We start from the raw sequence: 14,942 nt of genomic DNA on the forward strand, positions 1-14,942 counted from the left end.
TTGCTTCTGAATCCTATTATATCAGATTTTGATTCCGGGAGCATCCTCCGTGGAACAATTAACCTGCTGCTTGTTCATTTACGGCCTGCTTTTCCCTGCATTCCCTGCATACGCCCTGAAAGTCAAGACGATGATCCGTCACGGCAAATCCGTATTGACGTTCAATCTGCTGCTCCAGACGAAGCAACCCATCTTCCATAATTTCTTCCACTTTTCCGCACTCTGTACAGATCAAATGATGGTGATGATGGGAGCCATCTGTACTCCGCAGATCGAAGCGTGCAGCACCATCTCCAAAATTAATCTTCTCTACAACCTGAAGATCACTTAGCAGCTCTAATGTCCGATATACGGTTGCTAGGCCGATCTCAGGAAACTGCTCCTTAACCAGCAGAAACACTTCCTCCGCACTGAAATGATCCTTTTCATGTTCAAGCAGCACACGTACAGTCACTTCACGTTGTTGTGTCAATTTATATCCTTTGTCTACCAATTGCTTTTTAATGTCAAATATTTGTTCTGTAATGGACTTCTCCCGGTTTCTTGCCATAACTGGTCGCACCTCCGGATTTAATTCTCTATTTAACAAGGTTATTTGTCATCTTATTTATAATTATTATAATCTAATAATAAGTCTTTATGACTTAAAATGCAATGCTATACCGCACACTAGCTCAAATTATTTGTTACGCAGGTGGAATAGTGAAGTAAAAAAACAACTCCACTAATAAACTGTACCCTATGTAAAGGACATTTCTAAAAAAGACCTATGTTGCTTCAAGAAGATGATCTCTGTATTGTACAGGGGTCATCCTTTTTAGATTCCACTGGTATCTGTAGTGGTTGTAGTAGGTCATATATGCTTTAATTTCTCGTTTGACTTCGTCCAGTGTGGTGCAGTTCTTCAAGGAAACTTCATCCTTAAAATGACCAAAGAACGACTCCTGCGGTGCGTTATCCCAGCAATTTCCTCGTCTGGACATGGATTGCCCCAAACCCATACGTTTCACTTTCTCCTGAAAATCCGGATGCGTGTAGTGGGTTCCTTGATCGGAATGAATGAAGGCATCTTGACTCCGCTTGAATCTGCGATTTTTCTGTAAGTGGAGCAATGTGTTAGTCGCCAGATCCATGGTCATTCGTTCTGATACGTGATAAGCCAAAATCTCATTGGTCGAACTATCTTTAATGGTGGACAAATAAGCTCTCTTACTTTTGCCATAATTGAGGTAGGTAATATCGGTTAAAAGCACCTTTCCAGGCACGCTCTGTTTAAAGTTGCGTTGTAACAAATTAGGTACCGCCCGATGTTCGTGGGTTGCCTTCATCATTCGTTTGTATGGATTGGCTTTTCGATGGGGACATACGATATTATATTTTTTCATGATCCTTCGAATTCGCTTGAGATTCCAAACGATCTGAAATTGCCCTTCTAGCGTCATTTTGATGGAGCGAGCCCCCTTGTTACGTTTTTTAAATTGGAAGGCTCGGCGGACGTGAACACTTATTTCCTCATCCACCCGTTCCTTCTGCGTACGCACGCGAATGCCTGAAGCGCTCCAATATCGGTAGTATCCGCTTGTAGAAACACCTGTACTTTCACAAAGATAACTTACCATTCGCTGTAGATGGTATTTCTCGATCACGGCTTTGATCAACCTGTATCGAAGACTAGGTGTTAGCTTTACTCGTGGTTCCACCCCCGTTCGGCCAGACGAATCTTTTTTAAGAGTTCATTCTCAGCTTGGAGCAAATGAATTTGCGCTTCGAGCCTCGCATTCTTCTCTTCCAAGGTGAGTTCTCGCTTTAGAGGTCTTCCTGAATGTTTGCCTCGTGCATCGTGTAAACCTAAATCTCCTTGCTCTTTATAACTTGCTCTCCACCGACCAGCAGCAGCCTTAATTCGGGTCATACCGAGGATTTGAACGTCGAACCCACATGCCTCAAAAATGTCTCTAGGTAGCTTTCCTTGTTGACTCGATATAATAAAGAGTTGTTTAAACGCTTCAGTATATGTGATTCCCTTCGTCGATACAGACTTCACATAGGGGTTAGTAGAAAGATGTCTCACTTCATTGGATGTAAATTTTTTTTTGCTCATTAGTAATCTCCGTCCTCATCTCGTTCGTAGCATACAACAAAAATACCCCATAGATAGACTTTTTTAAAGTGTCTACTCTATAGGGTACAGTTTATAAAAGCGAGAGTTGTTTTTTTATTTCACTATTTTTGTTTCGATATAATTTATGCAATTATTGCTTAGTTCAAATTAAGCAAGAACGGTGGCACCCATCAGGTATTTGTCTACTTCACGAGCAGCTTCGCGTCCTTCATTGATTGCCCATACAACCAGACTTTGTCCGCGACGCATGTCACCTGCAGCGAATACTTTATCCACATTGGTATTGTATTTGCCGTAGCGAGCTTTAACATTGGTACGACGATCTGTTGCAAGTCCCAGCTGTTCAACCAGCGTTTGCTCTGGACCATCAAACCCGATCGCGATCATTGCCATTTGTGCAGGGAAAACGCGCTCTGTTCCAGGGATTGGCTGATAGATCTTACGACCTGTTTCATCGACAATACGCTCGATTTGAATTGTGTGCAGCTCTTTGAGGTTGCCCTCTTCATCTCCAACAAATTTGGTTGTCATGATGGAGAATTCACGCGGATCTTGCCCGAATAATGCTTTCGCTTCCTCTTGTGCATAGTCCAAGGTGTAAACGTTAGGGAATTGCGGCCAAGGGTTGTTAATGCGATCACGTTCCATTGGGGCTTGGGTATGCGTACCAAATTGAGTTACGGTACGACAACCGTGACGGAGCGATGTAGCCACACAGTCCGAACCGGTATCTCCGCCACCAATAACGATAACGTCTTTATCTTTTGCAGAAATGTAGTTTCCGTCTTCCAGGTTGGAATCCAGGTAACTTTTGATACTGCCATTCAGGAAGTCCATCGCGTAATGTACGCCTTTCAAGTCGCTTCCTTCAATATTGAACTCCCGCGGCTTCGTAGCGCCACCACACAGCACGACAGCATCATACTCGTCCACCAATTGCTGAGCAGGAATATCCTTGCCAATCTCGGTGTTTGTGACGAACTGAACGCCTTCCGCTTCAAGCAGATCCACACGACGCTGCACCACTTTTTTGTCCAGTTTCATTGTTGGAATACCATACATCAGCAAACCGCCGACACGGTCCGAACGCTCATATACAGTTACCGCATGGCCTGCTTTGTTCAACTGAGCCGCTGTCGCAAGACCTGCAGGGCCAGAACCAACGACCGCAACGCGTTTACCTGTACGTTTCTCCGGAGGTTGGGGAACCACCCAGCCTTCTTCGAATCCTTTTTCGATAATGGCTTCTTCAATCGTTTTGATGGTAACCGGCTGGCCGATCAGACCAACAGTACAAGATCCTTCACATGGAGCTGGACAGACACGACCTGTAAACTCCGGAAAATTATTTGTTTTGTGCAGACGATCAAGCGCTTCTCTCCACAATCCACGATATACAAGATTATTCCATTCCGGAATCAGGTTATGCACAGGACAGCCCGACGTTCCGCCAATCATATCTATACCTGTATGGCAATACGGGGTACCACAATCCATGCATCGTGCACCTTGTGTTCTGAGCTCTTCTTCAGCCATATGTTTATGAAACTCTTCCCAATCCTTAATCCGCTCAGCCGGCTCCCTGTCCGCAGGCAGCTGCCGTTTGTATTCCATAAATCCAGTAGGTGTAGACATCTTACGTTTTCCCCCATCCGTTCTCGTCTTAATCCTTTCATTGGCATGGTTCTATATGAAATGGATTACTCATGCTGAGTTTTTTGTCTATTGTATCACAAAAACTTCTCAAAGATATTTCAATTATAGTAGCATTTCGACAACTGAATATTAAATGGATTATCCGCATAATTATTTGTATTTTATACATCATATCGTCAGCTTTAGCTGTGGTCAATACCCTTATTTTGGAGCAGAAATTGATGATCAAAGGTCTGAACTAACGTTTAATATGTCGAAAAACAAAATGAACGTCATGTAAATGTGAGCTAATTTGCCATTAAAATCAAGCAAGTCAGTCCTATACACCTCCTAATTCCGAATATTCACTCGAATTTAGGGCTTTACAACGGTAAATGCCCATAACTTTTATACTATTTTACTAATTATGTTGAAAAGCTTATTCTTGAGCCCCAATTTCTCTTGGTTACAAATGTTATATTCGTGTTAAGCGCAAATCATTGCAGAGGGCAACCTACATTTTTAAAAATAAATAAAAAAAGACGCTGTTCACGAATATTTCGTCAATCAGCGCCTTTTCTATTTTTCATTTCACACAATCAAATTTCTAATGAATGATCATCTTACAGGTTAACTTCAGCGTTTGCGCTCGTAAAACTCAAACGTATAGGCGTACACATTTTTCTCATCCTGCTCGCCCTCAATCTGCTCCTTCAGCTCCCATTCAGACCAATCCACATCCGGGAAAAAGGTGTCTCCCTCAAATTCCTCATGGATCCTGGTAACCACCAACCGGTCCGCCAGCGGGAGGAACTCACGGTATACCTGTGAGCCACCGATTACACATAGCTCCTCTTCTTTGGTAGCCTCCAAACCTTCTTCAATGGAATGCACCACTTCTGCCTGCTCTACCTTGTAGTTCAGATCTCTGGTGACCACAATATTCCGGCGCTGCGGGAGGGGCTTACCACCGAAGGATTCCCACGTATTGCGACCCATAATAATCGTTTTGTTTAACGTACGACACTTAAAAAAAGCCATATCTTTGGGCAATCGCCATGGAATGGTGTTGTTCAAGCCAATAACGCCATTTTCACCCATAGCCCACACAAGTTCAATACTCAAAATACTACACTCCTTCTTAGAGTCTGCTTATACCGCAATTGGAGCTTTGATCCCCGGATGATGCTGATAGTTTTCAAACTCAAAATCCTCAAACTTATAATCAAAAATCGAATCCGGTTTGCGCTTAATGATTAACTTAGGCAGTGCGAAAGGCTCCCGCTCGAGCTGTGTTTTCACTTGCTCCACATGATTAGAATAGATGTGCACATCGCCACCCGACCAGATGAAATCTCCCACTTCAAGATCACACTGCTGGGCAATCATATGTGTCAGTAACGCGTAGCTGGCAATATTAAATGGCAACCCCAGGAACGTATCCACGGAGCGCATCGTAAGCATACAGGATAGTTTACCCTCCGCCACATAAAATTGAAACGCAAAATGACAAGGCGGTAGCTTCATGTTGTTAATCTCTGCCACGTTCCATGCACTTACCAGATGCCGGCGTGAATCCGGGTTATTTTTAATTGAATCGATAACAGCTGAAATCTGGTCAATTTTCTCCCCGTTTGGCGCTTCCCATGTTCTCCATTGTGAACCGTAAACCGGGCCTAGATCGCCATTCTCGTCTGCCCAATCGTCCCAGATCTTCACTCCGTTTTCTTTCAAATAGGCAATATTCGTATCCCCACTCAGGAACCATAATAGTTCATGAATGACGGATTTAAGATGGATTCGCTTCGTGGTTACAAGCGGGAATCCTTCGGACAGATTATAACGAAGCTGTCTGCCAAACACGGATTGTGTACCCGTTCCGGTACGATCCCCTTTATGAACACCGTTATCCAATATATCTTGTAATAAATCGAGATAGTTTTTCAAGTTGATTTCCCCTCGCATCTCTATATATGTTGCCCACTCAGTTCCAGATTGGTCCGAGTTACATCATGTCTGATCATCTTTACAGTTTATCACACTGTGCACGATGGAAAAAGAGTTGAAAACACATTCAATTTTGCCCCTGTTTACAACACAATGTACATGATATAACTCTACGGAAGCCTTCTACACTCACAAAAAAAGAGGCAAATAACGCGTTAGCGCTATTCACCTCTTCATTTACGTATGATGCCGGACGAGTCCGAAGCTTAGACGATATTAGCGGGAAATGATGTGGATCGGGTGACCCATAACCAGTTCCGCAGCTTCCATCACGATTTCGCCCAACGTTGGGTGAGCGTGAATAGTCAGAGCCAGATCTTCCAGAGTAGCACCCATTTCGATTGCAAGACCAAGCTCAGCAATCAGGTTGGAAGCTTCCAGACCAACGATTTGGCAACCCAGTACAAGGCCGCTTTCTTCGTCCGCTACGATTTTCACGAAGCCTTCAGCATGGTTCAAAGATACTGCACGGCCGTTACCCGCATAAGGGAATTTACCTGCTTTAACTTTGTAGCCTTTTTCTTTGGCTTCTTTTTCAGTGTAACCTACGCTTGAGCACTCTGGATCTGTAAATACAACAGCTGGCATACATTTGTAGTCAACTACAGATGGTTGTCCTGCGATTGCTTCAGCAGCCACTTTACCTTCATAAGAAGCTTTGTGGGCAAGTGCCAAACCGGATACGATATCACCGATTGCGAAGATGTGAGGAATGCTAGTGCGGCCTTGGTGGTCAACTTTAACGAATCCACGCTCGTCAACGTCAACACCGATCAGGTCCAAACCAAGCTCACCATCCGTGTTTGGACGACGTCCAACAGTAACGAGCAGGTAGTCTGCAGTTACTTCTTTGGATTCACCATTTACGGAATATTTAACAGTTACATCTTTGTCCGTTTGCTCAGCACTTTCAGCTTTTGCACCCGTTACGATTTCGATGCCTGTTTTCTTCATGTTTTTAGCCACAAGGCTAGTCATGTCTTTATCGAATCCTGGCAGTACAGTATCCAAACCTTCGATGATCGTTACTTTAGCACCGAATTTGGAGTACATTTGACCAAGCTCAGCACCGATATAACCGCCACCGATAACGATCAGGCTTTTCGGTACTTCAGGCAGGTTCAATGCTTCTGTCGAAGACAGAATGCGTCCGCCAAATGGGAAAGGTTTCAGTTCGATTGGACGGGAACCTGTTGCAATGATTGCATTTTTGAATTTGTAACGCGGAGATTCGTGATCGTTGAATACACGCGCTTCGTTTTCGTTGATGAACATGCACTCACCGTTGAAAACTTCAACTTTGTTGCCTTTGAGCAAACCAGCTACGCCGCCAGTCATTTTCTTAACAACGCCGTTTTTGAACTCTTGAGTTTTGCTGAAGTCCACTTTTACGTTTTCAGCAGAGATACCGAATGCTTCACCGTGAAGTGCATTTTCATATTGGTGTGCAGCAGAGATCAGGGCTTTGGATGGGATACATCCACGGTTCAAACAAACGCCACCAAGCTCGGATTTGTCAACAATCAATACGCTTTGGCCCAGTTGAGCAGCGCGGATGGCAGCTACATAGCCGCCAGGACCCGCACCAATTACTAATGTGTCGATATTGAGAGAAGCGTCGCCTACTACCATATCTTACACCTCCATAACGAGCAGCTCAGGGTTAGCGAGCAGCTGTTTAATGTAGTTCATAAAGTTTTGTGCTGTTGCGCCATCGATGATACGGTGGTCAAAGCTCAAGGAAAGAGCCATTACAGGAGCTGCAACAACTTCGCCGTCTTTGATAACCGCTTTTTCGCTGATACGTCCAGTTCCGAGGATTGCAACTTCAGGGAAGTTAATGATCGGAGTGAAGAACATACCGCCAGCAGAACCGATGTTACTGATGGAGATTGTGCTTCCTTTCATTTCGTTAGCGCTCAATTTGCCATCACGGCCACGAGCTGCCAGATCACGAATGGAATCAGCGATCATCCAGATGGATTTGCGATCAGCATCTTTGATAACAGGAACGATCAAGCCGTTGTCTGTATCTGTTGCGATACCGATGTTGTAGTATTTTTTGTAAACAATTTCGTTAGCTTCTTCATCAATCATTGCGTTCAGAGCAGGGAATTGACGGGAAGCTGCAACCAATGCTTTAACGATGAACGGCAGATAAGTAACTTTCGTTCCTTTTTTCTCTGCGATTGGTTTCATACGAGTACGGAAAGCAACCAACTCAGTTACGTCCACTTCGTCCATGATTGTAACGTGAGGTGCAGTGTAAGCCGATTTAACCATAGCATTGGAGATTGCTTTACGGATACCTTTGAATGGTACGCGCTCTTCTTCAAGGCGTTGGTCAGCTGCTGCCGCTGCTGGTGCTGCGGATTTTTTCTCTTCTTGAGCAGGAGCTGCAGAAGATGCTGCGGATTGGCCTCCACCATTTTTGAAGGATTCAACATCTTCTTTGGTTACTTTACCGTTGTTGCCAGTGCCGTTAACCTGAGCGATGTCTACACCTTGCTCACGAGCAAATTTGCGTACGCTTGGAGTTGCCAAAACGTCTTTGGCAGGTACTGCCGGTACGCTGTTGTTGCCGCCTTCTTGAGCTGCATCCGAGCTGGAAGCTGCCGCAGAAGAACCGCTAGTGTCAGCTCCGCCTTGAGCTGCGTCTTTCTCTTGTGCACCTTGGTCGCCAGCAGGAGCGTCGTCTTGCTCAGGCAGTTCGCCTTCTGCATCAATCACAGCAACTACTTCACCAACGTGACAGATTTGACCGTCTTTAGCGAATACTTCAGTAACTGTTCCGTTAACCGGACAAGGTACTTCTACTACCGCTTTGTCGTTTTGTACTTCCATGATGATATCGTCGTCAGTTACTTTGTCCCCGACTTTGATGTGCATCTTGATGATTTCGCCTTCGTGAAGGCCTTCGCCTAGTTCAGGGAATTTGTATTCAAATTTAGCCAACTGAAAAACCTCCTTGATTATGTGCTCAATCCTGAAAACAACCCTTAGCTCCAAGAACTAACTGTTACTGCTAATGCAAATAACTGTCAATCAAGGGGCTAATGGCTGTTTACAGTGCAGCCTGTGCTGCGATGTGAATCACCATACTGCGCCTTGCGGCATGTCAGATGATCAAATTAGAAATTTACGACTTTGTTAACCGCAGCAACAATACGTGCTGGGTTAGGCAGCCATGTATCTTCAATTTGTGCGAATGGATATACAGTGTCCGGACCAGCTACACGCAGAACCGGAGCTTCCAGGTGAAGAATCGCTTTTTCATTGATTTGGGCAATGACTTCAGCTGCAACACCTGCGCTCTTTTGAGCTTCTTGTACAACAATTGCACGATTTGTTTTCTTAATGGAAGCAACAACGGTATCGATGTCGATTGGGCTGATCGTACGAAGGTCGATAACTTCAACTTTGATTCCTTGTTTTTCAAGCTCTTCCGCTGCTTTAACGGAAGTATGAACCATCATTCCGTAAGTCACAATCGTAACGTCAGAACCTTCACGAACAACGTTTGCTTTACCCAGTTCAACCACGTAGTCTTCTTCAGGTACTTCTGCACGGAAAGCGTGGTACAGGTTCAAGTGCTCCATGAAGAATACAGGATCGTTGTCGCGGATGGAAGCGATCATCAGACCTTTTGCATCGTAAGGGTTAGAAGGAACTACTACTTTAATACCCGGAGTTTGCGTGAGCAAACCTTCCAGAGAATCTGTATGCAATTCTGCCGCTTTAACACCGCCACCGAATGGTGTACGGAATACGATTGGAGAATTGTATTTTCCACCGGAGCGGAAACGCATACGAGCAGCTTGCACTACCATTTGGTCAAGTGCTTCGAAGATGAAACCTACGAATTGGATTTCAGCTACCGGACGGAAGCCTTGAATACCCAAACCTACAGCCAAACCACCAATAGCGGACTCAGCCAGCGGAGTATCAAATACACGCTCTTCGCCAAACTCTTTTTGCAGACCTTCCGTTACACGGAAAACGCCGCCTACATTACCTACGTCTTCACCGAAAAGCAGAACGTTAGGATCACGTTTCAACTCAACGCGAAGCGCATCACGGATTGCTTCTTTCATGTTCAATTGTGCCATTTGCTTCATTTCCTCCTTAAACATTGACAGTTCACATTTGAATTCATACATGTATACCGAGACACCAGAGCCGGCGCCGGATGTTTATGCTTTATCGGAAAAAACTTATTGGAAATCAGCTTTTTGCTCTTCCAAGTGCTTAGGCGTTTGTTCGAACATGCTGTCGATCAAGCCTGAAATCGTCATTTTCTCGGTTTTTTCCGCTTTTTTGATCTCTTCATTTACTTTAGCTTTTGCTTCTTCTTTCACACGAGCTGTATCTTCTTCAGTCCAAAGACCTTTTTTCTCCAGATACTTAGCGAAACGTGCGATTGGATCTTTTTCGCTCCACTCAGCCTCTTCTTCTTTTGTACGATATTTGGAAGCATCGTCAGAAAGGGAGTGAGGACGGAAACGGTAAGTTACCGCTTCGATCAATGTAGCGCCTTCTCCGTTACGTCCACGTTCAGCAGCTTCCTGAACCGCTTTGATAACAGCGAAGATGTCCATACCGTCAACTTTAACACCTTTGATACCTGCTGCTACCGCTTTGTGAGCGATGGACAGAGCTGCTGTTTGTTTAGCAAAAGGAGTTGTGATGGCATAACCATTGTTTTGTACGAAGAAGATAACTGGCAGTTTGTATACACCAGCGTAGTTCAGACCTTCATAGAAGTCACCTTCAGAAGAACCGCCATCACCTGTGTACGTAATAACAACTTGCTTTTGTTTCTTCAATTTATAACCCATAGCAATACCCATTGCGTGCAGAATTTGTGCACCAATGATGATTTGTGGCATCAATACGTTAACGCCATCAGGAATTTGTCCACCATGTTGGTGTCCACGGGAGTACAAGAATGCTTGATAAAGAGGAAGTCCGTGCCACACGAGTTGCGGAATATCGCGATAGCCTGGAGCAATAAAGTCTTCTTTCTCAAGTGCAAACTCACTACCAACCATTGTTGCTTCTTGTCCAGATACTGGAGCATAGAAACCAAGACGACCTTGACGGCCCAGGTTTACTGCACGGTCATCCCAAGTACGGGTAAATACCATGCGGTACATAATTTCTTTTAATTGATCGTCGGAAAGTTTAGGCATCATGTCTTTGTTTACAATTTCGCCGTCAGGAGACAGCACGGACAGAGCTTCTACATCCTCCGTATAAACTTCATAAGGAACCTTGCTCATTTTTTTCTTCACCTCAACAAAAAATTTGAATATCAAGTTCCGCTGTTATAATATTATTATACACCTGTTTCACTGCATACGTCAAAGATATCCGTAATTTTTTTATGTTTCCTTCCGGATTGTATGTATAACAGGGGCTTAATATTGGTATAACAGCATAATACATGATTGCGTGTTTGACCTATCCCCGCACCAGGTTAATCTTACCGTATTGCGCGGACGAATGCAAAAATAAACCGAGAAAGGTGACGTTTTATGACGGATTCCCGCTATTTGAAACGTACGATTGTAAAGGAAGAAATCGATAGCCGCTATCTTGGAGAGAAGCGAACACTGCGAGTTTATCTTCCACCAGGCTATAACGAATTACTCAGCTACCCTGTCGTTTATTGTCAGGACGGCGAAGAATTCTTCAACTTTGGTCGTATCGCTACGACTGCCAACCGTATTATTCTGGATGAGGGTGCTGAACCTTTCATTATTGTAGGTGTTCAGGTTGATGTTTCCGTTCGTACCCAGGAATATGCTCCATTCGGTAATCGATTCAAAGCATATACCTCATGCTTTGCTGAAGAGATTATTCCCTTTATTGAAGAGAAATATCCGGTAAGACGCTCTCCACAGGAACGCGTGCTCGCTGGTGATTCCCTTGGAGGCAGTGTATCATTGCATCTGGCCCTGCTCTATCCGGACCTGTTCACACGGGTAATCAGCATGTCAGGAGCCTTCTATTCTGCCTCCCAGGAAATCTATGCTGCTGAAGAAGACTTGTCCTGGCTATCCATCTGGATGATCGTTGGGTTACAGGAAACTGCCTTTGAGGCGGATACCGGCACTTATGATTTTGTTCAGCTAAACAGAGACACACGTGATTTGCTGGAAAAGCGCGGTGCTCACGTCTCTTATCGGGAAAAGGATGGTCATCATCAATGGGGATTTTGGCAAAAGGAACTGCCTGAAGCCTTGTTATATTTCTTGCAAGAGAACTAGTGTGCTTCATATTACAAGCGGCTGTATTGGCCGCTACTTTTTTCATTTAATTTGATAACGCTTACAAAAATCTGCTTAAAAAAAGCAGGAATCTCCTGCTGTTCTTAACCTCATTTCGAAACAGTCCTGTACCTCTTAGGATTAGGCAAGAGAATGATCTTTTTGGATTTGCTCCAAAAGGACATTGCAACCCGCTTCAACCAGCTTGTACACTTCTTCAAAGTTACCTGTAAAGTATGGATCGGGTACTTCCCGAAGGGATTCATTCGGCAGAAGGTCCATGAATTTCATAATATCGGCCTCCGCTCCGCCAGTTATCTTACGCACATTGGCAACATTGGAATCATCCATGCAGACAATATAGTCAAATTGGTCAAAGTCAGCACTTCCGAATTGTCTAGCAGCCATGTTGGCATAGGAAATTTGGTACGAATCCAGCAGCTTGCGTGTTCCTTCATGTGGAGGCTTACCAATATGCCAATCTCCTGTTCCAGCCGAATCCACCTGAATCTGCTGTTGAAGTCCTCTTTCCTCTATCTTGTGACGCAATACCGCCTCTGCCATAGGTGATCGACAAATGTTACCTAGACAAACAAACAAAACACGAACCATGATTACTCCCCCTTGCTTAACGTATGCTTAAGCGCTGACTGTGAAGACTGTGACGGAACTGCTTCTGCGCTTACCAAGGAACGGCGAGGAAGCTTCCATTTATAATGTACAGAACACATGCGGAAAAATACAACTGCTGCAAAACATATCAACAGTCCCGCATTTGAGGTAAACCATCCCATACCTATAACAAATCCGGCTGTCATAGCCCACACCGCATAAATTTCGTCGCGGAGGACTAACGGCTTGCGGCCTGCAAGCAAATCACGAATAATTCCCCCGCCGATCCCCGTCAATACTGCAGCAACGATTACCGCGCTGATGGGATGTCCCATATTAGCAGCATACAATCCACCCTGGATGGCAAACGCCGCCAGTCCGATTGCGTCAAATAGTGCTTCTGTTCTCTTCCAGTGACCGATCCACTTCAGAGGAAGCAAGAACGCTACAGCAACTGATATTAGGGCTAACATAATTAGTCCACCCTGACTCCAGAGCGTAGTGACAGGGACTCCAATCAGTACATTACGAACAACCCCGCCACCGAAGGCGGTTACCAGCCCCAATACGAGCACGCCCAGGATGTCATATTCCTCTTCCATTGCTACGAAAGCACCAGACATTGCAAAAGCAACGGTGCCTATAATGCTGAACACTTCAAAAATGTGCAAGTCCAACCTGTTCAAACCTCACTTTTCAAGTCATCTCCATGTCGCTCTACCCATTGTATCCGCGAGGACTGAAATTGTGCAACCACATTTTGTGTTTTATACTGAGAGCATTCGTGAATACTGTGAAATGATGTTTTACGTTCTACATTAATAGAAAGGATGAATGGAATGACTTCGAAACGCATTGTGATTTTTACAGGCGGGGCTCTCTCTCCTCAATTTCTCAAAGAAATTAGACAGGATGATATGGTTATCGCAGCAGATCGCGGAGCACTGTATTTAATCGAACATGGCGTAAAGCCTCATATAGCAGTTGGAGATTTCGACTCCATTACAGAGCAGCAATGGCAAATGGTGCGTGAAAACAGCGAGCGCATGATTACAGTTGATCCTATCGCAAAAGATTGGACAGACACTGAAATGGCCTTTGAGACGGCCCTAGACCACGAACCTACCCACATCCTGATGTTTGGAGCTACGGGGACTAGACTGGACCACACCTTGGCCAATGTACATATTATGGTCCGTGCTATGCAGCATCATATCTTCTGTACCATCCAGGACGAACACAACTATATGATGCTGACTACATCAAAATTAGAGGTTGAGGACCGGGGATATGAATACATTTCCTTACTGCCCCTCACGCCGGAAGTTACGGGTATTACATTAGATGGCTTCCTGTATCCTCTTGATCAAGCTACCATACGGATGGGACAATCTTTGGGAATAAGCAATAAACTGATTGGAGCATCAGGAACTGTATCCATAGACAGTGGATTATTACTTATCATACAGAGCAAAGATTAAACCTATATCCTCGATAGTTATTACGTTTTTGTAACCTATAAAATGTACGAAATTTAAGATTAAAATTAGAAAAGACCCTTGATAATCAAGGGTCTTTTCTAATTTCCTGTCCAAACAAACAAGTCAACGATTAATTTTTTGACATTTTTAATTGTTTTTTAATAAAGAAACCCAAACCTAGGCTGTACAAGGGGTTATAGCAGTGTATCCAATTTCTAGGCTGTTACAAACCTGTTATACTCGCTTTAGCAACTTAACGAAAACGAATTTTGGAGGTAACAAACAACATGAAAACAAACATCTTAGTCCAAAAGGCCGTAACCGTCGGGTTGTGCGCTACATTAGGTTTTGGAGCTGTATTAATGACAAATGCACCTGTTGCACAAGCAGCAACTGCATCCGTATCTACTGGACAACAAATCGTAAACTACGGCAAGAAATTTACAGGAACACCATATAAATTTGGCGCGTCAACGTCCACTACGAAATATTTTGACTGCTCTTCTTTTATGAAATATATCTTTAAGAAGTATGGTGTAGATTTGCCACGTACATCTGTAAAACAATCCAAAGAGGGTAAAGCTGTATCGAAGGCTAACCTGCGTGTAGGAGACCTCGTATTCTTCTCAAGCGGTAGCCGTTCCACAGGTTCAAACATCACTCACGTAGGTGTATACGCAGGCAACGGCAAAATTCTGCACACTTACGGCGCTCCTGGTGTAACCATTTCGGATCTGGATTCCGGTACTTGGAAAAGAACATATATTAAAGCTCGCCGCGTACTGTAGTTATACTACTATAGACAGGCAGTTG

Annotated in this window: 14 protein-coding genes; 3 read left to right on the plus strand and 11 right to left on the minus strand. The window is 44.2% G+C overall.

Features of this window, described 5'->3' with window-relative positions; all coding sequences use genetic code 11:
- Positions 1-58: 58 nt before the first annotated feature.
- The 9 genes from F4V51_RS17375 to pdhA all read right to left on the minus strand — a co-directional run bounded on the left by F4V51_RS17375 (position 59) and on the right by pdhA (position 11,046).
- The gene (locus F4V51_RS17375) at positions 59-550 is read right to left on the minus strand and encodes a ferric iron uptake transcriptional regulator (RefSeq protein ID WP_227779507.1); all 492 of its coding nucleotides are present in this window, start codon (positions 548-550) and stop codon (positions 59-61) included.
- Between the two features lie 217 nt (positions 551-767).
- A protein-coding gene (locus F4V51_RS17380; protein WP_236146582.1) for an IS3 family transposase occupies positions 768-2,101 on the minus strand; the annotation gives its coding sequence in 2 pieces (ribosomal slippage) (positions 768-1,697 and positions 1,700-2,101; 1,332 coding nt in all).
- A 168-nt stretch (positions 2,102-2,269) separates the two neighbouring features.
- Complete coding sequence (locus F4V51_RS17385; protein ID WP_153979011.1) at positions 2,270-3,757, minus strand: glutamate synthase subunit beta; 1,488 nt, start codon at positions 3,755-3,757, stop codon at positions 2,270-2,272.
- Between the two features lie 636 nt (positions 3,758-4,393).
- Positions 4,394-4,882 carry a dihydrofolate reductase gene (locus F4V51_RS17390; RefSeq protein ID WP_153979012.1) on the minus strand — a complete coding sequence of 163 codons (489 nt, stop codon included), beginning with the start codon at positions 4,880-4,882 and terminating at the stop codon, positions 4,394-4,396.
- A gap of 27 nt (positions 4,883-4,909) precedes the next feature.
- Positions 4,910-5,704 (minus strand): thymidylate synthase, encoded by a 795-nt coding sequence (thyA, locus tag F4V51_RS17395; protein ID WP_095286481.1) that lies wholly within the window; start codon positions 5,702-5,704, stop codon positions 4,910-4,912.
- A 276-nt stretch (positions 5,705-5,980) separates the two neighbouring features.
- Positions 5,981-7,396, minus strand: a complete 1,416-nt coding sequence (lpdA, locus tag F4V51_RS17400) for a dihydrolipoyl dehydrogenase (protein ID WP_153979013.1) — start codon at positions 7,394-7,396, stop codon at positions 5,981-5,983.
- Positions 7,397-7,399: 3 nt separating this feature from the next.
- The gene (locus tag F4V51_RS17405) at positions 7,400-8,719 is read right to left on the minus strand and encodes a dihydrolipoamide acetyltransferase family protein (RefSeq protein WP_153979014.1); all 1,320 of its coding nucleotides are present in this window, start codon (positions 8,717-8,719) and stop codon (positions 7,400-7,402) included.
- 176 nt (positions 8,720-8,895) lie between these two features.
- Positions 8,896-9,873 (minus strand): alpha-ketoacid dehydrogenase subunit beta, encoded by a 978-nt coding sequence (locus F4V51_RS17410; RefSeq protein ID WP_153979015.1) that lies wholly within the window; start codon positions 9,871-9,873, stop codon positions 8,896-8,898.
- A 105-nt stretch (positions 9,874-9,978) separates the two neighbouring features.
- Complete coding sequence (gene pdhA / locus F4V51_RS17415; protein WP_095286477.1) at positions 9,979-11,046, minus strand: pyruvate dehydrogenase (acetyl-transferring) E1 component subunit alpha; 1,068 nt, start codon at positions 11,044-11,046, stop codon at positions 9,979-9,981.
- A gap of 255 nt (positions 11,047-11,301) precedes the next feature.
- Between pdhA and F4V51_RS17420 the strand changes: the two genes are divergently transcribed.
- On the plus strand, positions 11,302-12,036 hold the full coding sequence (locus F4V51_RS17420; protein ID WP_153979016.1) for an alpha/beta hydrolase: 735 nt from the start codon (positions 11,302-11,304) through the stop codon (positions 12,034-12,036).
- Between the two features lie 141 nt (positions 12,037-12,177).
- Here F4V51_RS17420 and F4V51_RS17425 read toward each other — a convergent pair whose 3' ends face one another.
- Both F4V51_RS17425 and F4V51_RS17430 read right to left on the minus strand, forming a co-directional pair.
- Positions 12,178-12,648 (minus strand): low molecular weight protein-tyrosine-phosphatase, encoded by a 471-nt coding sequence (locus F4V51_RS17425; protein ID WP_153979017.1) that lies wholly within the window; start codon positions 12,646-12,648, stop codon positions 12,178-12,180.
- 2 nt (positions 12,649-12,650) lie between these two features.
- Complete coding sequence (locus F4V51_RS17430; RefSeq protein ID WP_153980750.1) at positions 12,651-13,319, minus strand: trimeric intracellular cation channel family protein; 669 nt, start codon at positions 13,317-13,319, stop codon at positions 12,651-12,653.
- A gap of 168 nt (positions 13,320-13,487) precedes the next feature.
- Between F4V51_RS17430 and F4V51_RS17435 the strand changes: the two genes are divergently transcribed.
- Complete coding sequence (locus F4V51_RS17435) at positions 13,488-14,129, plus strand: thiamine diphosphokinase (RefSeq protein ID WP_153979018.1); 642 nt, start codon at positions 13,488-13,490, stop codon at positions 14,127-14,129.
- Positions 14,130-14,416: 287 nt separating this feature from the next.
- Complete coding sequence (locus F4V51_RS17440) at positions 14,417-14,917, plus strand: C40 family peptidase (protein ID WP_153979019.1); 501 nt, start codon at positions 14,417-14,419, stop codon at positions 14,915-14,917.
- Positions 14,918-14,942 lie beyond the last annotated feature (25 nt).

The organism is Paenibacillus xylanilyticus (assembly GCF_009664365.1).
Taxonomy (GTDB): Bacteria; Bacillota; Bacilli; order Paenibacillales; family Paenibacillaceae; genus Paenibacillus; species Paenibacillus xylanilyticus_A.

What these genes read in the sequence shown, in the direction of transcription:
- F4V51_RS17375 (WP_227779507.1), bottom strand. Translation starts at nt 550, where the DNA reads ATGGCAAGAAACCGGGAGAAGTCCATTACAGAACAAATATTTGACATT.
- F4V51_RS17385 (WP_153979011.1), bottom strand. Translation starts at nt 3,757, where the DNA reads ATGTCTACACCTACTGGATTTATGGAATACAAACGGCAGCTGCCTGCG.
- lpdA (WP_153979013.1), bottom strand. Translation starts at nt 7,396, where the DNA reads ATGGTAGTAGGCGACGCTTCTCTCAATATCGACACATTAGTAATTGGT.
- F4V51_RS17410 (WP_153979015.1), bottom strand. Translation starts at nt 9,873, where the DNA reads ATGGCACAATTGAACATGAAAGAAGCAATCCGTGATGCGCTTCGCGTT.
- pdhA (WP_095286477.1), bottom strand. Translation starts at nt 11,046, where the DNA reads ATGAGCAAGGTTCCTTATGAAGTTTATACGGAGGATGTAGAAGCTCTG.
- F4V51_RS17420 (WP_153979016.1), top strand. Translation starts at nt 11,302, where the DNA reads ATGACGGATTCCCGCTATTTGAAACGTACGATTGTAAAGGAAGAAATC.
- F4V51_RS17425 (WP_153979017.1), bottom strand. Translation starts at nt 12,648, where the DNA reads ATGGTTCGTGTTTTGTTTGTTTGTCTAGGTAACATTTGTCGATCACCT.
- F4V51_RS17435 (WP_153979018.1), top strand. Translation starts at nt 13,488, where the DNA reads ATGACTTCGAAACGCATTGTGATTTTTACAGGCGGGGCTCTCTCTCCT.
- F4V51_RS17440 (WP_153979019.1), top strand. Translation starts at nt 14,417, where the DNA reads ATGAAAACAAACATCTTAGTCCAAAAGGCCGTAACCGTCGGGTTGTGC.